18 protein-coding genes and 2 riboswitches are annotated in these 20,318 nt (G+C 61.1%); of the genes, 11 read left to right on the top strand and 7 right to left on the bottom strand.

The genetic code is table 11. From position 1 onward, the window contains the following. Positions 1 to 18: 18 nt before the first annotated feature. From KUV51_RS17420 to KUV51_RS17410, 3 genes are all read left to right on the top strand, one after another. Positions 19 to 1,005, top strand: coding sequence for an ABC transporter substrate-binding protein (locus KUV51_RS17420; RefSeq protein WP_222522715.1), 987 nt, complete (start codon positions 19 to 21; stop codon positions 1,003 to 1,005). Positions 1,006 to 1,135: 130 nt separating this feature from the next. After that, complete coding sequence (locus tag KUV51_RS17415) at positions 1,136 to 1,336, top strand: dodecin family protein (protein WP_222522714.1); 201 nt, start codon at positions 1,136 to 1,138, stop codon at positions 1,334 to 1,336. Positions 1,337 to 1,454: 118 nt separating this feature from the next. Continuing rightward, on the top strand, positions 1,455 to 1,718 hold the full coding sequence (locus KUV51_RS17410) for a hypothetical protein (RefSeq protein WP_222522713.1): 264 nt from the start codon (positions 1,455 to 1,457) through the stop codon (positions 1,716 to 1,718). 201 nt (positions 1,719 to 1,919) lie between these two features. Here the strand turns inward: KUV51_RS17410 and KUV51_RS17405 are convergent, their stop codons facing one another. Both KUV51_RS17405 and ettA read right to left on the bottom strand, forming a co-directional pair. Continuing rightward, on the bottom strand, positions 1,920 to 2,720 hold the full coding sequence (locus tag KUV51_RS17405) for a DUF3800 domain-containing protein (protein ID WP_222522712.1): 801 nt from the start codon (positions 2,718 to 2,720) through the stop codon (positions 1,920 to 1,922). 107 nt (positions 2,721 to 2,827) lie between these two features. After that, positions 2,828 to 4,483: an energy-dependent translational throttle protein EttA gene (ettA, locus tag KUV51_RS17400; RefSeq protein WP_222522711.1), complete on the bottom strand. Its 1,656-nt coding sequence runs from the start codon at positions 4,481 to 4,483 to the stop codon at positions 2,828 to 2,830. Between the two features lie 145 nt (positions 4,484 to 4,628). Between ettA and KUV51_RS17395 the strand changes: the two genes are divergently transcribed. The 4 genes from KUV51_RS17395 to dacB all read left to right on the top strand — a co-directional run bounded on the left by KUV51_RS17395 (position 4,629) and on the right by dacB (position 8,600). Continuing rightward, on the top strand, positions 4,629 to 5,924 hold the full coding sequence (locus KUV51_RS17395; protein ID WP_222522710.1) for an alpha/beta hydrolase: 1,296 nt from the start codon (positions 4,629 to 4,631) through the stop codon (positions 5,922 to 5,924). After that, positions 5,921 to 6,391: an MOSC domain-containing protein gene (locus KUV51_RS17390; RefSeq protein ID WP_315898844.1), complete on the top strand. Its 471-nt coding sequence runs from the start codon at positions 5,921 to 5,923 to the stop codon at positions 6,389 to 6,391. The genes KUV51_RS17395 and KUV51_RS17390 overlap by 4 nt, the downstream gene beginning before the upstream one ends. A 63-nt stretch (positions 6,392 to 6,454) precedes the next feature. Beyond that, entirely contained in the window at positions 6,455 to 7,063 is a 609-nt protein-coding gene (locus KUV51_RS17385) for a nicotinate-nucleotide adenylyltransferase (RefSeq protein WP_222522709.1), read from the top strand. Between the two features lie 46 nt (positions 7,064 to 7,109). Next, complete coding sequence (gene dacB, locus KUV51_RS17380; RefSeq protein ID WP_222522708.1) at positions 7,110 to 8,600, top strand: D-alanyl-D-alanine carboxypeptidase/D-alanyl-D-alanine-endopeptidase; 1,491 nt, start codon at positions 7,110 to 7,112, stop codon at positions 8,598 to 8,600. A gap of 78 nt (positions 8,601 to 8,678) precedes the next feature. Here the strand turns inward: dacB and KUV51_RS17375 are convergent, their stop codons facing one another. The 4 genes from KUV51_RS17375 to KUV51_RS17360 form a co-directional block, all read right to left on the bottom strand. Then, the gene (locus tag KUV51_RS17375; protein WP_222522707.1) at positions 8,679 to 9,911 is read right to left on the bottom strand and encodes a D-amino acid dehydrogenase; all 1,233 of its coding nucleotides are present in this window, start codon (positions 9,909 to 9,911) and stop codon (positions 8,679 to 8,681) included. A gap of 60 nt (positions 9,912 to 9,971) precedes the next feature. Further along, a riboswitch (glycine riboswitch) is annotated at positions 9,972 to 10,096 on the bottom strand. A 29-nt stretch (positions 10,097 to 10,125) separates the two neighbouring features. Next, positions 10,126 to 10,215, bottom strand: a riboswitch (glycine riboswitch). Positions 10,216 to 10,334: 119 nt separating this feature from the next. Continuing rightward, complete coding sequence (locus tag KUV51_RS17370; protein ID WP_222522706.1) at positions 10,335 to 11,798, bottom strand: alkaline phosphatase D family protein; 1,464 nt, start codon at positions 11,796 to 11,798, stop codon at positions 10,335 to 10,337. Between the two features lie 73 nt (positions 11,799 to 11,871). Then, the gene (locus KUV51_RS17365; protein WP_222522705.1) at positions 11,872 to 12,321 is read right to left on the bottom strand and encodes a phage tail protein; all 450 of its coding nucleotides are present in this window, start codon (positions 12,319 to 12,321) and stop codon (positions 11,872 to 11,874) included. A gap of 6 nt (positions 12,322 to 12,327) precedes the next feature. After that, complete coding sequence (locus KUV51_RS17360; RefSeq protein WP_222522704.1) at positions 12,328 to 12,750, bottom strand: tellurite resistance TerB family protein; 423 nt, start codon at positions 12,748 to 12,750, stop codon at positions 12,328 to 12,330. Positions 12,751 to 12,893: 143 nt separating this feature from the next. Between KUV51_RS17360 and KUV51_RS17355 the strand changes: the two genes are divergently transcribed. The 3 genes from KUV51_RS17355 to KUV51_RS17345 all read left to right on the top strand — a co-directional run bounded on the left by KUV51_RS17355 (position 12,894) and on the right by KUV51_RS17345 (position 16,446). Beyond that, the gene (locus KUV51_RS17355; RefSeq protein ID WP_222522703.1) at positions 12,894 to 14,483 is read left to right on the top strand and encodes a lysine--tRNA ligase; all 1,590 of its coding nucleotides are present in this window, start codon (positions 12,894 to 12,896) and stop codon (positions 14,481 to 14,483) included. A 320-nt stretch (positions 14,484 to 14,803) separates the two neighbouring features. Then, the gene (locus KUV51_RS17350) at positions 14,804 to 15,973 is read left to right on the top strand and encodes a benzoate/H(+) symporter BenE family transporter (RefSeq protein WP_222522702.1); all 1,170 of its coding nucleotides are present in this window, start codon (positions 14,804 to 14,806) and stop codon (positions 15,971 to 15,973) included. Positions 15,974 to 16,044: 71 nt separating this feature from the next. Further along, the gene (locus KUV51_RS17345) at positions 16,045 to 16,446 is read left to right on the top strand and encodes a DUF4864 domain-containing protein (RefSeq protein ID WP_222522701.1); all 402 of its coding nucleotides are present in this window, start codon (positions 16,045 to 16,047) and stop codon (positions 16,444 to 16,446) included. Positions 16,447 to 16,457: 11 nt separating this feature from the next. Here the strand turns inward: KUV51_RS17345 and KUV51_RS17340 are convergent, their stop codons facing one another. Then, positions 16,458 to 17,771 (bottom strand): NAD(P)/FAD-dependent oxidoreductase, encoded by a 1,314-nt coding sequence (locus KUV51_RS17340; RefSeq protein WP_222522700.1) that lies wholly within the window; start codon positions 17,769 to 17,771, stop codon positions 16,458 to 16,460. A 256-nt stretch (positions 17,772 to 18,027) separates the two neighbouring features. On the opposite strand from KUV51_RS17340, the gene KUV51_RS17335 reads away from it, so the two are divergent. Continuing rightward, complete coding sequence (locus KUV51_RS17335) at positions 18,028 to 20,313, top strand: glycosyl hydrolase family 28-related protein (RefSeq protein WP_222522699.1); 2,286 nt, start codon at positions 18,028 to 18,030, stop codon at positions 20,311 to 20,313. The last annotated feature ends 5 nt before the right edge of the window (positions 20,314 to 20,318 follow it).

Genomic DNA, 20,318 nt, shown 5'->3' with positions numbered 1-20,318 from the left:
CCAACCTCGGAGGGTATCATGAAGATCAAAGCAACTCTGGCAGCGCTCTCGCTGACCGCGACGGGTGCATGGGCGGCGGACGACGTCACCTTGCAGCTGAAATGGGTCACCCAGGCCCAGTTCGCGGGCTACTATGTGGCGCTGGAAAAGGGCTTCTACGGTGAGGAAGACCTGAACGTCACCATCAAGCCCGGCGGGCCGGACATCGCGCCCACGCAGGTGCTGGCCGGTGGCGGTGCCGATGTGACGGTGGAATGGATGCCAGCGGCCCTCGCGGCGCGGGAAAAGGGCCTGCCCATGGTCAACATCGCGCAACCGTTCAAATCCTCGGGCATGATGCTGACATGTCGCAAGGATGCGGGGGTCGAGACCACCGCAGACTTCCCCGGCAAGACGCTGGGGGTCTGGTTCTTCGGCAATGAATTCCCGTTCCTGTCGTGGATGAGCCAGCTTGAGATCCCCACGGACGGCTCTGACGCGGGTGTCGAGGTGCTGAAACAGGGCTTTAACGTCGATCCGATCCTGAACGGGCAGGCGGCCTGCGTGTCCACCATGACCTACAACGAATACTGGCAGGTCATCGACGCAGGGTTGACGCCCGAGGACCTGACCGTCTTCAAATACGAGGACAACGGCGTCGCCACGCTCGAAGACGGGCTTTACGTGCTCGAAGAAAACCTCACCGACCCGGCGTTCGAGGACAAGATGGTCCGCTTCGTCCGCGCCTCCATGAAAGGCTGGAAATACGCCGAGGAGAACCCGGACGAAGCAGCCGAGATCGTGTTGGAATACGATGAAACCGGCGCCCAGACCGAAAAGCACCAGAAGCGGATGATGGGCGAGGTCGCCAAGCTGACGGCGGGCTCCAACGGCGCGCTGGTGCCCGCGGACTATGAGCGCACGGTGGCGTCGCTGCTGTCGGGCGGCTCGGACCCCGTGATCTCCAAAGCGCCCGAGGGTGCGTGGACGCACCAGATCACGGACAAAGCGCTTGGCGGGTCGTAAGTGATTGGCCGGGCCGCCCATGACGGGTGGCCCGGTTCCGCCGATCCCACGCGTGTAATGCGATTTGTCAATTTCGGGGTTCTCCGCAGCGTTAGCCTGACTGGGCCAGCACAGCAAAGGGGAGAAGACCATGTCAGTCGCACGTGTGACCGAGATTATCGCCAGTTCCGAGACGAGTTTCGAGGACGCGGTGCAGCAGGGGGTGCAACGCGCCTGCGAAACCCTGAAGAATGTCGAAGGGGCGTGGGTGCAGGACCAGAAGGCAGTTGTCCGTGATGGTCAGATCACCGAGTATCGCGTCAACCTCAAGGTGACATTTATCCTTCAATAACAAATGTTTGAGCGGAACGTATGCGAGGTCAGCCCACGGGCTGGCCTTTTTTGTCGCAGAAAGTGGACGTGCGCGGGTTTTGACCCATCTATTTGCCCAACAAGGGAGTGCGCACCACATGACACGTATGGAAAATCTGCAACCAAACCTCGATGAGCAAGAGCGCATGGATGCGCGGTACCAGGCTGCGATGGCCTCGATCAACCGGTCCAAGATGGAACGGGAGAAGAGCGGCTATGTGGTGATGTCGGCGGCGATGAACTATGGCGAAGGTGCGCTGGGTGACGGGCTGTTCGGCAAGGTGAGCCACGTGGCGAAGCTGTTTATGATCGCGTTTGCGTTCGGGCTGCCGGTGGTGCTGGTTTGGGCGTATTTGCTCTGAATGTACTGAACTGTGCGACGAAAGGGCCGCTGATTGAGCGGCCTTTTTTGTGCGCTATGCGGAAACGCCCCGCGTTTTCGCCGCCCCCGACCGCCCCCATGGGCGGGGGCGACGTTGTCACCCCCGGGGCTAAAGCCCTCTCCGGCCTCAAACGCTCCACTGGAGCGTTTGCAAGACGGCCTCCGACCCGCGGTCGGGGGCTTACAACTTGCAATACTCCTTATGAGGATTCCGAAGTAAAGCAATCAGGCTCTTCGTTTCCTGGTCAGACGTTACATCGTCAAGGCTCTGAATGAGCTTCAATCCGGCGTCGGCGATCAATCCATTACGCTTAGCAAAAAACCGAGGCGAAAGTTCGCGCAAATAACGCCCTTCAGTCACGCAATGCATTTTAGCATCTCGCCGGAGAAGGCAAAATATTGCGTGGGCACCAATATCTGAAACCCACATACATGGTTCGTCACTCTTCTTGATCGTTGTGATCGAAAATCGATCAATGTTTCTCAATAAACGAGCGTTTGGGTTCAATGGTGTATCCTGAATTCTTTCAATGTAGAATAGTAATGAGCTATATTGCTGTTCCCGAGCTTCAAAAACGATACGAACGCTTTCCTTAGGTATTGAGTAGGCACCCAGTAGTGCACCTACTCTCTCAAGTAGGTAATGAGTGACTTTGTTGTAAAAGTGTGTTGGCGTCTGTTTGGCTGCGGCCAGGTAATTTCCGAGAGTTAACTTGTTTGAAACAACACCTACCATCGCGACCGGTAGCTCGGAAATTATCTTGCAAGCGTGTACTTTATCGAAATGTCCAAGGTGCTTGGCGTGTTTCCTTTTGGAAGAGTTCCAAGGCAAATTGGAATATGCTTCTTCAATAAGGGTACGGTTGTCTTCGCGAAATAGAGTGGCGCACATCGTAAAGTACTGCGAAGGTCCAAAACTTGGATCAGCTTGAACCCCGACGACTCCCGGGTCGCCAGATTCGTCAATTACAACCGTAAACACACTGTGAGTTTAACAAACCCAACCGAGTGCCGCTACGCGCGTTTGCTGCGCAAACACTCTTTCGCGCACGCCTTGAACCCAAAAGCCTGCACAAGAAATCCGTTCGCTTAGCGAACGAACTTCTTGTGCTTGAGCCTTTTGGGTTCAAGGGCATCCGGCCCCAACCGGCGCTTCTTGTCTTCCTCATAGTCCTCGAAATTCCCCTCGAACCATTCCACATGCGCGTCGCCTTCGAACGCCAGGATATGTGTGCAAATCCGGTCGAGGAAGAACCGGTCGTGCGAGATCACGACCGCGCAGCCCGCGAAATCCACCAAAGCGTCTTCCAGTGCCCGCAGCGTCTCCACGTCCAGGTCGTTGGTCGGCTCGTCGAGCAGCAGCACGTTGCCGCCCTCTTTCAGCAGCCGCGCCATGTGCACGCGGTTGCGTTCGCCGCCTGACAGCAGCGACACCTTCTTTTGCTGGTCGCCGCCCTTGAAGTTGAAGGACGAGCAATAGGCACGGGAGTTCACCTGCGCGTCGCCCAGCTCGATTACCTCGGCCCCGCCAGAGATCGCTTCCCACACCGTGTCCCCATCGGCCAGATCGTCGCGCGACTGGTCGACATAGGACAGCTGCACCGTGTCGCCCAACTCGATGGTCCCGGCATCGGGCGTTTCCTGCCCGGTGAGCATCTTGAACAGCGTCGACTTGCCCGCGCCGTTGGGGCCGATCACGCCCACAATCGCGCCGGGGGGCAGGGAAAAGTCGAGCCCCTCGACCAGCAACTTATCCCCCATCGCCTTGGTCAGCCCGGCCACGTCGATCACCTTGGACCCCAGCCGCTGCCCGTTCGGAATGACGATCTGCGCGCGGCTCAGCTTTTCGCGCTCGGACTGCTCTGCCAGCTCGTTATAGGCGTTGATCCGGGCCTTGGACTTGGCCTGCCGCGCCTTGGCGCCCTGCCGCATCCACTCCAGTTCGCGCTCCAGCGTCTTCTGGCGGCTCTTGTCCTCGCGCGCCTCCTGCTCCAGCCGCTTGGCCTTCTGCTCCAGCCACGCGGAATAGTTGCCCTCGTAGGGAATGCCGCGGCCCCGATCCAACTCCAGGATCCACCCGGTGATGTCGTCGAGGAAATAGCGGTCGTGGGTCACGATCAGGATCGTGCCCTTGTAGTCGATCAGGTGCTGTTGCAGCCACGCGATGGTCTCGGCATCGAGGTGGTTGGTCGGCTCGTCGAGCAGCAGCATGTCAGGCGCTTCTAGCAGCAGCTTGCACAGCGCGACGCGGCGCGCCTCGCCCCCGGACAAGGTTGTCACATCTGCGTCATCGGGCGGGCAGCGCAGGGCCTCCATCGACACGTCAATCTGCGAATCCAGATCCCACAGGTTTTCCGCATCGATCTGGTCCTGCAAGGCCGCCATCTCATCCGCCGTCTCGTCGGAGTAGTTCATGGCGAGCTCATTATAGCGGTCCAGAATGGCCTTCTTCTCGGCCACGCCCAGCATCACGTTCTCGCGCACGCTGAGCGCCGGGTCGAGCTGCGGCTCCTGCGGCAGATAGCCGACCTTGGCACCCTCAGCGGCCCAGGCCTCACCGGTGAAATCCTTGTCCATGCCCGCCATGATCTTCATCAGCGTGGACTTACCCGCACCGTTCACGCCCACGACGCCGATCTTCACGCCGGGCAGGAAGTTCAGGTGGATGTTCTCAAAGCATTTCTTGCCGCCGGGATAGGTCTTGGACACACCCGACATGTGGTAGACATATTGATAGGCCGCCATGGTTCTCTCCCGGTCAAAACTGCGCAGAACCATCTACCGCCCGGCGGGAGAAAGGGCAATGCGCCGCCGCTCCTGGAATTGGGATTTGGTGATGGATACGGAGTCGTGGTAGCGGTGGCAGGCGAAACCTACGGAAGTGTCTGACATGCGGCGGTTTATCCTGCTGGCAGCCCTGTTCATCCTTGGTGGATGCGCGGTCGGCATCAGCCTCGCGCCGCCGCCGAACGTGTACCGCACAGGGGCCAACTACCCCGACGATCTTGTGCCAGAGGTGTGGCGTACGGCAGAACCCAAGATTTTCTACATGACCAACCGGCTGCCGGACGGCACAAGCTACGGTGCCAGCCGGTCGGATTCGATGGCGTTCGGTGCGGCCACGGTCAAGTTCGGCCGCGACCTGGGGTGGGAGGAATTGCTGGAACGCACCCGTGCGGACTCGGACCAACGGGTGTCCACCCTTTGGGTTCCCGAGCTGGAAGAGGTCGTGCGGTTCGAGACCACTCCGCTCCCCTATGCCCGAGATGACGGGCGTCTGACGCATTTGCAAACGTCGCTTGATGTCTACAACGCCCAAGCCGCTCAGTTTCAGGCGGTCATCGCTGATGAAATCCGGCAGACGGGCAACCGCAGCCTTCTGATCTACGTCCACGGTTTCAACAGCGAATTCGAAGACAGCCTGACCACACTGGCTAACATGTGGCACTTTGCGGGTCGGGAATCCGTCCCGATCTCTTTCACCTGGCCCGCGGGCAACGGGTTTGGCCCACTTGGCTATTTCCGCGACCGCGATGCTGGGGTGTTCTCGGTCCATCATACCAAGGAATTCCTGCGCATGCTCGCCGCGATGCCCGAGGTCGACAGCATCGACATCATCGCACATTCGCGGGGCACGGATGTGGTTACGACGGCCCTGCGCGAGTTGATGATCGAGGCGCGGGGGGCGGGCATCCATCCCAAGAAGATGCTAAAAACCGGCACATTGATCATGGCTGCCCCCGATCTTGATGTCGGCATTGTGCGGCAGCGGCTGCAAGCCGAACGGTTCTCGGAATCCTTCGAACAGATCAACCTCTACATCAATCCCGGCGACACCGCCCTGCGCATCTCGGCGCTGCTCACCCGGTCCACCCGGCTGGGTGCGCTCAGGAACACCGATTTCGCGGAAGGCGAGCTTGAGCTGCTGCGGGACCAGGCGCTTGTCCATTTCATCCGGGTCGAAAACGTGCGGGGCGGGTTCGGGCATTCCTATTTCCGGGAAAACCCGGCGGTGCTGTCAGACGTTGTGTTGGCCTTGCGCACACGCTCCTTTCCCGGTGGTACGCTGCGTCCGCTGGATCAGGATGAAGATGGGGTATGGGTTCTGCACCCCAACTACCCGCTTGACCGCCTGCCGGATCTCATTGGGCTCGAAGCGCGCGCCGCACGTCGCGAAGAACGGTGAGCGACCTGCACGCGATGATCGCGCGCTGGGCGCAGCCCGGGCGCGTGGACTGGATCGGCGTGCGGCCCGCGCGTGGGGCGGAGCTTCAGGTGCTGGACCGGGTGAACATCACCGACAACGGGTTGGACGGCGACCGGGGACGGGCGGGCAAGCGCGCGGTCACGCTGATGCAAGCCGAACATGTGCCGGTCATCTCCTCCTGTCTCGGCCGTACTGACCTTGGTCCCGAGGTGTTTCGGCGCAACATCCTGATCAGCGGCCTGAACCTGAACGGCCTCAAGGCGCGCGAGGTGCAGATTGGCAGCGCCATAGTGCGGATCACCACCATCTGCGCGCCCTGCAGCCTGATGGAGCGGCTCATCGGCCACGGCGCCTATGCCGCGATGCGCGGGCATGGCGGCTGGTGTGCCGAGGTGGTGCAGCCGGGCACCGTCACGCTTGGCGATCAGGTGCAGCCGATTGATTGACAACCGCCAGACTTTCGCGTCCGTTCACGCGGTCTGAATATTGTGGACGCGACTTTGACGCACATGCCCTTTCCCCACGCCACGCGCGGTCAGATCATCGGCCTCTTGGGCGGCTCGTTCGATCCGGCCCATGACGGGCATGCGCATATCACGCGAGAGGCGATGAAGCGGTTCGGGCTGACCCATGTGTGGTGGTTGGTGTCGCCGGGCAACCCGCTCAAGGCACAAGGCCCCGCGCCCCTGCACAGCCGTATGGACCGGGCGCGCAAGGTTATGCAGCACCCGCGCGTGACCGTCACCGATGTCGAGGCGCGGCTGGGAACGCGCTATACGGCTGAAACCATCGCGGCGCTGCGTGCGCGCTATCCCGGCGTGCGCTTCGTCTGGCTCATGGGTGCCGACAACCTTGCGCAGTTCCATCTCTGGCAAGATTGGACATGGATCATGGAAAACGTGCCCGTCGGCGTGCTTGCCCGTCCGGGTGACAGGATTTCGGCCCGAATGAGCCACGCGGCCCGGCTTTATCGCCGCTACCGCATTTCAGGCCGGGCCAGTCACCTTCTGGGGCGTGCCGATGCCCCGGCGTGGTGTTTTGTGAATGTCGCGATGACCGCGCAATCCTCGACTGCGATCCGAGCGCAGGGTGGTTGGACCGCTTCTTCGGATTTGTGATCTGAACCCGCTTGTTCGCGCCGCAAAGCTGCGCTTACATGCGCGCATGTTGAGTAGATTTTCGAGACGTTTCTTTTTAGTTGCCTTGGCCGGTTCAACGGCCACAACCGCGCTTGCCGCCCCGCCGACAGCATCCCTTCGACCCAGCGCCCGTGGCGGCGATCATTTCAAGAAGGCGATTGCCGATCCGCAGGCCATCATCGCCGAGGCAAGACTGGGTGGCCGCGTATGCTATGCCGTTGCGGATGCAAGAACAGGCGCCATGCTCGAGGGCGACAATGCCAAAATCGGCACGCCCCCCGCCTCGGTGGCCAAGGTGATCACGGCGCTCTACGCCCTGTCCGTTCTCGGCGCGACGCATCGCTTCACGACACGGGTCGTGGCGACCGGTGGGGTGTCCGGCGGCGTGGTGCAGGGCGATCTTATTCTGGTTGGTGGCGGCGACCCGACGCTAGACACAAATGCGCTTGCGGCCTTGGCTGCCGCGCTGAAGGCCAAGGGCATCCGCGAGGTGCGGGGCGATTTCAAAGTGGCCGACGGGATGTTCCCGCAGGTGCCCACCATCGACAAGGGGCAGCCCGATCACGTCGGCTACAGCCCGGCGCTGTCGGGCATCGCGCTGAACTTTAACCGTGTGCACTTTGAATGGCGGCGGCAGGGATCGCAGTACGCCGTGTCGATGGATGCGCGGTCGGACCGCTATCGTCCTGACGTCGCCATGGCACGCATGGCGGTAACCGAACGGCGTGCACCGACCTACACCTATTCCGACGGGGGACGCACGGACAACTGGACCGTGGCGCGCGGCGCGCTCGGCAGTGGCGGCGCGCGCTGGTTGCCTGTGCGCAAGCCCGCGCTTTATGCAGGTGACGTGTTCCAGACGCTCGCCCGGTCACAGGGCATCGTGCTTAAGAACCCGCAGGTGGTGACGCGCACGCCGCAGGGCACCACCCTTGCCTCCTATCAAAGCGGTGATCTGCGAACGATCGTGCGCGACATGCTGCGGTTTTCGACCAATGTAACGGCAGAAATGGTCGGCATGGCGGCGACCGCCAAACGCAGTGGAAGGCCGGCGAGCCTGCGCGCTTCGGCGACCGAGATGAACCGCTGGGCACGGGCGGCACTTGGCACGCCAAGCATGCGCCTGGTCGATCATTCGGGCCTTGGCGATGCCAGCAAGATGACGGCCGACGACATGGTTCTGGCTCTGGTGCGGGCCCGCCAGAACAACGTCCTGCGTCCGATCCTGAAACCCATTCCCATGCTCGATGCGCAGCGTCGCGCGATCAAGAACCACCCGATCGAGGTCCACGCCAAGACCGGTACTCTGAACTTCGTGTCAGGACTGGCCGGATACATGACGGCGCGCGACGGCACGGAAATGGCTTTTGCCATCTTCGCCGCCGATGAAGCGACCCGGGCCGGTATCCCGCGGGCGGAACGTGAACGCCCGCAGGGTGCACGCAGCTGGAACCGGCGGGCCAAGACCATGCAACAAAAGCTGATCGAACGCTGGGGCGCTGTCTACGGCAGCTAGGTGTTTCGCCGCGCGTGCCGCGCGGCGACCGGCTGGGGCTCCGCCCCAGACCCCGTGGTATTTTTGGTCAGAAGAAGACTAAGCCGCGTTCTTCATCCGACCCGCATCGATAGTGTCCGCCGTGGCCTGCGCCGTGGCCGCTGACAGGGTCCAGCCCAGATGCCCATGGCCAGTGTTGTAGTAGACCCCCGGCTTCTTGCCCGGCCCGACCTTCGGCATCATGGATGGCAGCATGGGGCGCAGACCCGCCCATGGCACGCAATGCTCCGTCGATACATCCGGAAAGAACGTCTCGCACCAGTCGCGCAGCGGCCGGATCCGGTCGTCGCGGATGTCGAGGTTGTAGCCATTGAACTCGGCGGTGCCAGCAATCCGGAACCGCTTGCGGCCCAGGCGTGAGGTCACGATCTTGGCCTCGTCATCCAAGAGGCTCACCCAGGGTGCCGCCGCCTGGCTTTCCACGTCATCAAGGTTCACGGTGATGGAATACCCCTTCACCGGATAGATGTTCACTCGGTCACCCAGTTCGGCCGCAATGGCGCGGCTGCCCACACCCGCGCAGACTACGATGCCATCAAACGCTTCGGTCTGGGCGGCACCACATTCGTCCCACGTGAGCCTCACACCTGCGCCCGTATGCGTCAGGTCGGTCACATCGCACTTGTAGTGAAAACTGACGCCCATCCGCTCGCAGCCCTGGCTCAGCGCGCGGGTGTAGCGGTGAATATCTCCGGTAAAATCGCTCTCGGTATAGAAGCCGCCCAGCGTTTCGGCCTGCAGCGCGGGTTCCAGCCGCTGTACCTCGTCCGCCGACACCTCGCGCCGTTCCAGCCCCGCCTTTTCCAGCAGGTCATTCACCCTCCGCGCATGATCGAACTCGGCGGCGTTGCGGTACACATGCAGAATGCCGCGCTGCTCCATATCGAAATCGGCGCCCACCTCCTTGGCAAAGGCCAGCAGATGCTCACGCGCCGCAATGGCGAGCCGCGCCGTCTCGACCGTATTACGCTCATAGTCCGGAATGTTCCCCATGAACTCGGCCATCCAGCTCAGCTTGTGCCAACTCGGCGTCGGGTTTACGAGCAGCGGGGCGTCGGATTTCATCATCCATTTCAACCCCTTGAAGATCGTGCCCCAGCGCGTCCACACCTCGGCATTGCTGGCCGACAACTGACCGCCATTGGCAAAGGACGTCTCCATCGCCGCATAGCGGTTGCGGTCGAAGACGCTCACATCATAGCCCCGGCGAGCCAGCGCATAAGCAGTGGTAATTCCGGTTATTCCGGCGCCGATCACGGCAATATGGGTCATTTGGGGATCCTCCCAATCTCACGGCGATGACACGGATGCGCACCCGCACCACGCGGGTCTGCATCCCCATCTGTCGCGAGACCTGAGAGCTTGACGGCAAGCACCTCATCAGGTGCCGGGCGGGCCGCTTTCTCCTTCGGTGGGCCGGATGCCATGCGGTCCGACCACTCTCCAGATCGTCACAGCTACCGTCCTGAATGGCTTCAGGTTGGGCGCGGCCGGCACGGTTCTGGTGCCTGAGAGTTTCCGGGGCGTTGCTCCTTCGGCGGCAAGCACGTTGCTTGCGCTCTCCCATGTCGGCCTCTGCGACTGAGTTTCGTATAGGAAACACAATTGAGTCGCGCAAAGGGTTTTCTCAGGTACACCTCAGATTAAGATCACGATGGCGCAATGGCGCTCAAGATCTGGGCAATGCCACTGCGGTCATTGGCCAGCCAGCGCCAGTGGCTCGGTCTTGCCACTGTCTTCCAGATCCCAGACCGCGTGCCAGGCATCATCCGTCCGGGTGATGGCAAGGGTATTCCGCTCGGCCACATAACGGCCCGACTGACCGGGCAGGCGCTCGATCGTGATGGGCGCGCCGTCCAGCGGGCCCTCGCCAAAGGCGGCAAGCGAGCCCAAAACCTTGGCCCAGGCCTGAGGGGGCGGACGGTGGGCCACGCCCGATGCAATCAATTGATGCAGGGTGTCCTGACCGCCCAAGGGCATGGTGGCGCGCGCCGCGAGGTGAATTTCGCCCGATACGGCGGTGATGCGCGCGCCGGTGTCGACGGCAATGTCGGTCAGCAATTGCAGCATTCGCCGCCATTCCGTGCGATGCGCGCGGCTCTGCCACTGGTCGCGCAGATCATCTTCGTATTCCTGCATTTTGGGCGTGACGACCATCGCCGCCTCCAGCACAGACAGGCGCGGACCCAGCAAGGGCACGGACGAGATAAACAGGATCTGACGTGTGGGCGGCAACGCGGCCACGGCCTCCATCATCGCCCAACCGACATCGCCCATCACCTGCCGCCGCGTCCGCTCGCCCCGCAGATCGGGGGCAACGAGGCGCAGGTCGGGCAGGTCGATCCACCAGCCAAGGCTCAGCCCGGTCTTGTCATGAAACCGCCCCGGCATGTCGTCCAGGGTGCAAGCATGTTGAAAGATCAACGTCGCCTCGCGCGCAACTTCATAAAGCGTCTGGCCCACAGGCGAATAGGTGCGTGACCGGGGCAGTGATCCCCACCCGTCGCAGATGTCATGGTCGTCCCATTGGCACAGTGACGGCACGCTTGCGGCCAGTTCCATGAAGGCCGGGCAGGTGTCAAAGAACTTCATGTAGCGTTCAAAAAACCCGCGCCGCAGATGCGCGCGCAGCTCTCTCAGGTCGGCGCGCTCGGGGTCCTTGGGCACGCTTTCGGGCCAGTCCTCGCTCAGCGGATGGCCCAGCGTTACCTCATCGGCATAGATCTGGTCGCCTCCATGCAAAAGCAGGTGGAACGGATTGTTCCGGTGATCGTCCCGCAAGCGTGCCCACATGGCGTTGCGCTCATCCGGGTCGCGGTCCAGATCGCCGTTTTCCTCGCCGTTGCAGGACGCGAAGGCGATGTTCAGATCACCGTCATAGCCGGTGCGGATCGTGTGGCTTTGGCCCAATACGCTGTAGGTGACGGGCGCGCTCATCGCCGCCTCGAACCGCGCCCGCAGCACGCGCCAGCCTGCATCTGCGGCAATTTCGACAAAGGGATAACGCCCCTCACCGCAGATCAGCGGATCGGGGTTGGTGGTGTCCGTCACGAATACAAGCGCACTGAGGTGCAGGGCCGCGTCCCGCACGTCGTCGAGAAACAGGATCGGTCCCAATATGCGCGATGTGGTGGAGGATGTGTCGGGGTCAGTGGCCATGGGGATCAAATGGTTTCGTTACACGGTGAGGCATTGAACATGTTGCGCCGCGGCCGATATGCAAGGCGGCCTGCTAAAGGTCGCGCACGATGTCGCCATAGGCCAGTTCGATCCGCTCAACCATGATCTCATCCTCCATCGCATCAAAGCGGTCGACTGACCATGCAACGGGGTAGACGTCTTTCAGGTTCCATGAGGCCACGGTGTTTTCCACGTTATCCATCAGGTCGATGGCAACGCTCTTGGGTGTGATCGGTTCGCTCAAATTGCCCTCGAGCGTATCACGAACCCAGGCAATAACGGGGTCAGTCTTTTTCAGGGCAAAACGCTTGATGGTTAAATTGACATGTTTCACAGGCTTCGGCAGTTGGTGGACAAACCGGTTTTCGCCACCTTCCACCACGGGTTCCGTTTCCAGCGTGGCGCCCAGCCCCGACACCTCCTGCGCAAAGAACCCCGCCGTCGCATCTCCAACAGCGATGAGAAAAACAAACGCTTGCGTATGGTTTGGCTCGTTGGTCATCGCCTGTTACAGCGTCATATGCCGCGCCCGCGCGCCCCGTTCGATGGCCGCGGCATGAAGCCGGTCGATGTTCAGCTCGTAGCGGATTTCTTCCAGGAGCCGCAGTTCCGCCTCCTCAAGAGTTCCGTCCGCAGCGGCCACGTCGCAGGCCAGCGCATAGGCGGTTTCGAACAGCCGTTCCGGCAGGGCTTCGCGGACGAGGCCAAAGAGGGCATCCAGCCCGTCTTCCTGTTCAAAAAGGTCAAAGACCATCTGCGCCATCCGGTTCAACCGGTCCAGATCGTAACCCGCAAAGACCGGCAAGTTGTTCACGGCCGAGTTAATCTTGACCAGCTCGGCGGTGCGGATGTCCTCGTCTGACGCGGACACAGCGATCATCATTGCGACCAGCGCGTCCTGTGCGGTCATGGAAAGGTTCGTGTCGGCCATGGTGGCGTATCCTTATGCGGTGCTGCATTCCTCAATATTGACGGCTGGGGCGGCCCGCAATAGGTAGCGCCGGGATTGTCCCTGCGGGGACATGTCACAAGGGCCGCGCATCGGGCGCGTGCCACCACATGGGATCAATGAGCATGTCGAGTTTCCGTGACGCCGCGATGAGCAGCAAGGCCTGGCCCTTCGAAGAGGCGCGCCGGTTGCTCAAACGCTACGAAAAAGCGCCGCCGGAAAAGGGCTATGTCCTGTTCGAGACGGGCTACGGTCCCTCGGGTCTGCCCCATATCGGCACCTTTGGTGAGGTGGCCCGTACAACAATGGTGCGCCGCGCTTTCGAGGCGATCTCGGACATCCCGACCAAGCTGATTTGTTTTTCGGATGACCTCGACGGCATGCGCAAGGTGCCGGGCAACGTGCCGAATCCAGAGCTGCTGGAGCAGCACCTCCAGCGTCCGCTGACGGACGTCCCGGATCCGTTCGGCACCCATGAGAGCTTTGGCCATCATAACAACGCCATGCTGCGTCGGTTTCTGGATACGTTTGGCTTTGACTACGAATTCTATTCGGCGCGTGAATTCTATGCGTCTGGCCAGTTTGACGAAATTCTGCTGCGCTGTGCCGAGAAGTACGATGATCTGATGAAAATCATGCTCAAGTCGCTGCGCGAGGAGCGGCAACAGAGTTACTCGATTTTCCTGCCGCTGCATCCTGAAAGCCGCCGGGTGATGTATGTGCCGATGAAGCATGTGGATGCTGTGAACGGCACCGTCACGTTTGACGATGAGACGGGCAAGGAATGGACGCTGCCTGTCACGGGCGGCAATGTGAAGCTGCAGTGGAAACCGGATTTCGGTGCGCGCTGGGCGGCGCTGGGCGTGGACTTCGAGATGTATGGTAAGGAGCACGCCACCAACGAAAAGATCTATGACGCGATCTGTCGGACGCTTGGGGCGCAGCCGCCGAACCACTTCAGCTACGAGCTGTTCCTGGACGATCAGGGGCAGAAGATTTCGAAGTCGTCTGGCAATGGCGTGAGCATCGACGAGTGGCTGACCTATGCAAGCACCGAGTCGCTTTCGTATTTCATGTACCAGAAGCCCAAGACAGCGAAGCGCATGTTCTTTGACGTTATCCCCAAGGCGGTGGACGAGTACCACCAGCAACTCCGGGCCTATCCGAGCCAGGACGACAAGGGCAAGGCGGCGAACCCGGTCTGGCATATCCATTCGGGCGACGTTCCCGAGAGCGACATGGTCGTGCCTTTTGCGATGCTTCTGAACCTCGCCTCGGTCAGCCAGGCGGAGGATAAGGACAAGCTGTGGGGGTTCATCCAGCGCTATGCGCCGGAGACCGGGCCGGAGACGCATCCGGGCATGGACACGGCCGTGGGTCATGCGGTGCGCTACTACAATGACTTCGTGAAACCGGCGAAGACCTACCGCCTGCCGACGGACCAAGAGCGTGAGGCGCTGGAGGTGCTGAAGGCAGAGCTGGAAACCTATGACGGGGCGATCGAGGACGAGGCGTTGCAGTCGGTTGTCTATGCCGTCGGGCGCGAGCGGTTTGATCCGCTGCGGGGGTGGTTCACCGCGCTGTACGAGGTGCTGCTAGGGGCGTCTCAAGGGCCGCGGTTTGGTGGGTTCATTGCGCTTTATGGCGTGGCTGAAACCATTGCGCTGATTGAGGCGGCTTTGGCGGGTGAACTGGTGCCGGAAGGTGCGCAGTAAATGCGCACCCTACGGGTGTTGCTCGGTCCGATTGAGTGATTGACGTGGCGGGGACGGGATTTGTCCCCGCGGGGACAGCTTGTTCGGCCGGGTTACGGGATCTTTAGGCCTTTGTGAAAGCCACGCGATTTCAGGTGTTTGGCCTGCGCGCGGTACCGTAGCGCAAAATTAACCGGCAAAATCACATGCTGCTGCCCGAGAGCGGGCGGCAGCGTTTTTTGTGAGTGCCAGCCATCTGAATGCCGCGTCATACGCGGGTGCTGGTCCTTGGCGTCAGGGTCTGCAAAACAGGGCGGACTGACATCGGGAACCGCGCCGCCATGATCCGCCAAATCCATCCCTCCGCCATATACATGGGCCTGCTTGCGGCCTTTGTGGGCTATTCCGCATCCTTCGCCATCGTGCTGGCCGGGTTGACGGCCATGGGCGCGACAGAGGCGCAGGCCGCGACCGGGTTGTTTTTTGCGACGATGGGCATGGGGGTGTGCAGCATCTGGTTGCCTGCGGTGACGCGCATTCCGGCGGCGGTCGCCTGGTCGACGCCCGGTGCCGCGTTCCTTGCTGCGACGGCGGTACTGCCCGGCGGATTTGCAGAGGCCGTAGGCGCGATGATCTGTTGCGCCGTCTTGATCATCCTGACCGGTCTTGTCCCGGCACTTGGCCGGGTCGTGGCCGCGATCCCGAAGCCCATTGCTAATGCGCTGTTGGCGGGGGTGTTGTTCAAGCTGTGCCTGGCTCCGGCGCTTGCCCTCGGTACGATCCCCTTGCTGGTGCTGCCGGTCATGGCGGCATGGCTGGGCGGGTTGATCTGGAACCGGCTTGCGGCGATGCCGCTGGCGGTTTTTGCCTTTGCGCTTGTGCTGGTTCTGGGTGTGGACATGTCAGGCGGAGACAGTGCATCGGATGTGGTTTGGTTGCCCGAGTTTGCGCCGGTGGTGCCTGTCTTTAACTTGCAGTCTTTTGTGTCCATCGCGCTACCGCTGTATCTGGTGACGATGGCGGGGCAGAACATTCCCGGTTTCGCCGTTCTGGAGTTGAACGGGTATGCCGTCGAGCGGCGTCCGTTGATCCGAAACACGGGGGTGGTGAGCCTGGTGATTTCGGCCTTTGGGTCGGTGCCGGTGAACATGTCCGCGATCACGGCGGCGATGATGGCAGGTGAGGACGCGGGCAGAGACCCGGCGCATCGGTATTGGGCCGCGATCACGTCTGGTGTGGCCTATGTGCTGTTGGCTTTTGCCGCAGCAGTTGTGGCGACCGTGGCGGGGCTTGCGCCGGTCGAATTGATCACGGCTGTTGCCGGTCTGGCCCTGATCCCGGCCTTTGTCGCGTCAACGTCCGGTGCGTTTGCCGAGCCCGCACAGCTTGAGGCACCTGCGCTGACCTTTCTGATCGCAGCAAGCGGAATGGAATTGTTTGGCGTCAGCGGTGCCTTCTGGGGTGTTCTGGTGGGCAGCGTGGTGTGGTTCTGCAAGGGTGCTGCACGCTAGGCCTTGGGGCGGCGAAGTTGCCGGTGCCCTGTGTTGGCCTAGGTCTTCCTGCAGTTCAGGGGAGACGACAGATGCGCAAGTGGATGATTGGGGCGGTTTTGGCCATTGGGTTGGCAGGTGGTGCGTTGGCACAGGGCGCCGAGATCGAGGGCGTGATTTCGAGCCAGATCGAGGCGTTCAAGGTTGATGATTTTGCCGAAGCTTTCACCTATGCCGCGCCGTCCATTCAGGGGATGTTCCGCACGCCGGAGAATTTTGGCCGGATGGTCACGCAGGGCTATCCGATGGTGTGGCGTCCGGCGGATGTTACGTATCTGGATCTGCATGAGGAGGCGGGGCGCTATGTGCAGGTGGTCCGGATCGAGGACGCGCAGGGCACCGTGCACTTTCTGGGATACTCGATGATCCAGACCGGTGACGGCTGGAAAATCAGCGGTGTGCAGGTGCTGGATGCGCCGGGTGTGAGCGCCTAGGCCTGTGTTGTTTACTCAGCCGCTTGTGCGGTTGGTTTTGGCCGGGAGCTGCGCCCTTTGTGCGTTGGGCTGAAACCCGTGATCAGCCGCGCGCCCTTGGAGAACGTCAGATACGACCAAAACCAGTTCATGGCCACGAAAATGGGATTTCTCACGCCTATCAGGAAGTAGATATGCGCGATGCCCCATAGCCACCACGCGACAAAACCCGAGAGCTGGAAGCGTCCGAAGTCGATGACAGCAGCGTGTCGTCCAATGGTGGCAAGGTTGCCCGCGTGCCGGTAGCGGAAGGGCGCGTCATCTGCCGTGCCCGTCACAAGCGCGGCAATACGTTTGCCGACATACTTACCACCCTGTTTGGCTGCAGGTGCAATGCCGGGCACATCAAGCCCGTCTTTCCAGGATACTTGAGCCGCGTCGCCGATCACGTAGATGTTGGGCGTCCCTGGCAAGCTGAGGTCCGGGTTCACTGGGACGCGCCCTGTGCGGTCGGTTGTGGCATCCAGCCAGCGGCCCACATTTTTGACCGCGACGCCCGCGCCCCAGACCTTGCAGGCGGAAGGAATGAACTGGTTGGGCAGTTGAACACCCTGCTCAGTGATGTCCTCGACCATCGTGTCGAGCATCACCTCCACCCCCAGTTTTGCGAGGGATTGTAGGGCCTTGGCCGACAGGTTTTCAGGAAAGGCACGCAGCAGTCGGTCGCTGGCTTCGATAAGGATCACGCGGGCATCACGGGAATTGATGCGGTGAAAGTCGGCGGCAAGTGCTTGGTTGGCCAGTTCGGCAATGGCGCCTGCCATCTCGACCCCCGTAGGCCCGCCACCCACGACAACAAATGTCAGCTGGCGGTGCTGTTCGGCGTCGGAGTTTGAAATCTCGGCCCGCTCGAACGCAATGAGCACCTGTTTGCGGATCTCTGTGGCGTCGATGATGCGCTTGAGGCCGGGCGCGTGCTCTTCCCACTCGTCGCGGCCGAAATAGGAATGGTGGGCACCAGATGCGACGATCAGGTGGTCGTAGGGAAAGGTGCCTTCTTCCGTGAGGACCTGCTGGGCCTTTTTGTCCACGTCCAGCACTTCGGTCAGGGCAACAGAGACGTTTTTCTGACCCGAGAAGATGCCCCGGATCGGCCACGCAACGTCGGCTGGGGACAGGTCGGCCGTGGCCACCTGATAGAGCAGGGGCTGGAACAGGTGGTAGTTGCGCCGGTCGATGATCTGGATGTCGACGGCGCTTTTCTTCAGCGCGCGGGCGGCAGCGAGGCCACCGAAACCTGCGCCGATGATGACGACCTTGGGGCGGGACTGCGTGACCTTTGACATGAGCGACCTCGCTGCGTTTGCACATCGCATAAGTTGGTGTCGGCTGGCGACTATTCCATATGCGGTGCGCAGGAAGTGAGCCACTGTAACATTTGGTCAACGTGTTGCGTGCCTTGCCCACCAGCCGCACGGTTCCGTCGGGCTGCGTTAACACTTCATTGATACTCCCCTTGCCCGCGACGACCGGCCCCCTGGGCGCGATCGGTTTGACTGCGTGACACGGCCAGCTTTGGCCCCTGCGAAAAGGGATGAATGGATGAACAAGGCAATTACTGATGGCGTTCTGCTGATGCCGCCCACCTTTGCGGAAGGTTTGAATGTCTGGTCGAGTGGCGACGGCACGCCGGGGTCGAGCACCTACCAAAGTGCTCCCAACGCCGCCTTTGTGCCGGCGGACCAGGATTTTGGCGGTTGCCTTGAGTTGCAGAAGACATCCAACACGACACGCCTGCGCTGTATGGGAGAGACACCGCTGCTGCCGGGTTGCTATCTGCGGGTGACGGCACGATTGAAAGTCATCAGCGGCAGTCTCCCCTCCGTGCGCATCGCGGGCTATGCAGCGCTGGGCAACGGGCAGCCTGTTTCTGGCGTCGATACGACCGCAGACAGTGTGTCGCTGACCACTTATGGCGATGTGGTCGAGGTGTCCGCCATCATTGGCGCAGGCAACCGCTCCGGCGTGGATCTCGTGTGGGGCGCAAATGCAGTCTACGGGCACTTTGGTCTTGATCTGACCGGGCCAAACGGTGGCGTTGTCCGCATTGATGACATTGTCATCGAAGACATTACATCGGTTTTCCTGCGGGATTTGGTGGCCGTTGTTGACGTGCGTGATTACGGCGCTGTCGGGGATGGCAGTACGGATGACAGCGACGCCTTTGATGCCGCCAACGCGGCTGCCAATGGGCGGACCATCCTGGTGCCTGAGGGTGTATTCAGGCTTGAAAAGGACGTGGCATTTGAGGAGCTGGTGAAATTCGAGGGCACGCTGAGTATGCCCGCGGACAAGATGCTGCTGTTGCGCAAGAGCTATGACTTGCCGACTTATGTTGAGGCCTTCGGCGATGAGGTTCTGGCCTTCAAGAAGGCGTTTCAGGCGTTGCTCAACAGTTCCGATCACGAAAGCCTGGACCTGGGAGGACGCCGTATCGCCGTGTTCGAACCCATTGACATGCAAGCCGCGGTGCCGAACCGAAGCCAGTACAACACGCGCCGCGTCATCCGGAATGGCCAGTTCGAGGCGCAGGGCGACAACTGGACCACGCAGACTGTCACAAGTCAGGCGACGTATTCCTCTTCGAACGGGCGCACGCTCACCAATGTAGCCAATATCGCGAATGTCCCGGTTGGAGCGCTGGTGACCGGCAATGGCGTCGGTCGCGAAATCTATGTGCGCAGCAAGAACGTAGGTGCAGGCACGATCGAGTTGAACGCCCCCCCGTTTGATGCAGACGGCACGCAGAACTACACGTTCCAGCGCTTTGACTATCTGATTGATCTCAGTGGCTTTTCGAAGCTGTCCAAGTTCAACATGTCGAACATCGAGTTCCAGTGTAACAACAAGTGTTCCGGTATCATGCTTGCTCCTGCGGGCCCGACCTTTGAATTGCAGGAATGCTTTGTCAGCCGTCCGAAGGATCGCGGTATCACCTCGATTGGTGGGGGGTGTCAGGGCATTCTCATCGATCGGTGCCAATTCCTGTCTGCCGAAGAGTCAGAGGACGTGGCCGACCGCACATCCATCGGCTTCAACGTCAATTCGAACGACGCCAAGATCCGCGACTGCAGGGCGACCCAGTTTCGCCATTTCATGTTGCTGGCGGGGCAGAACCACCTGATCAAGGGCAACCACTTTTTCCAGGGCGATGGTGTGCCGGATGGTTTCCGTACGGCGGGTGTCGTCTTGCAGGACAACTACACGGCCAGTGTGGTCACCGGCAATTACATCGACAATTGCTTTGTCGAGTGGACGAACGAACGGGACCCCACACCCGGCTTCACCGGTGGCTTTTCCTTCAGCTCGTTCAGTCTGACCGACAACGTGTTCCTGTCCGGAGATGTGGCGCCGTGGTTCAGCTATCTGGTCGTGAAACCGCATGGCGCGGGTCACTTCCTTAACGGTGTGACAGTGACCGGCAACCGGTTCCGGTCCATCAATGGCAACATTGATCGGGCAGAGCGTGTGGATACCAGCTTTGCGGATCTTGATCACAACCGGAACCGGTCTGTGTGGTACAAGGGAAATTCGTACCACAACGTATCGGAGCACGCGGAAAACCCGTTGGTCGTGGAACACACCCAAGGCACAAACTCCCGGACCTGGACTGTCGGAACCAGCAACAAGCTGCCGTTTGAAGGCTATTGCCAATTCGTCGATTCGGTCGTCTTGACCGGTGACTTGCGGAACAACTCGAACCAGCGTCGTTACGAAGCGCCAGTGGGCCGTGGCCGCATCGGAACGGGCGAGGATCAGTTCTCGCTTGAGTTCAGTGAGGACATGCGCGGGTCAATCCGAGCGACCGTACGGATGGACAAGGACTGATCCAG

This window comes from Tateyamaria omphalii (genome assembly GCF_019802125.1).
In the GTDB taxonomy this organism is placed as follows: domain Bacteria; phylum Pseudomonadota; class Alphaproteobacteria; order Rhodobacterales; family Rhodobacteraceae; genus Tateyamaria; species Tateyamaria omphalii_B.
Note: the sequence above shows the minus strand (reverse complement) of the source record. Positions and strands in the feature narration are given on the sequence as shown.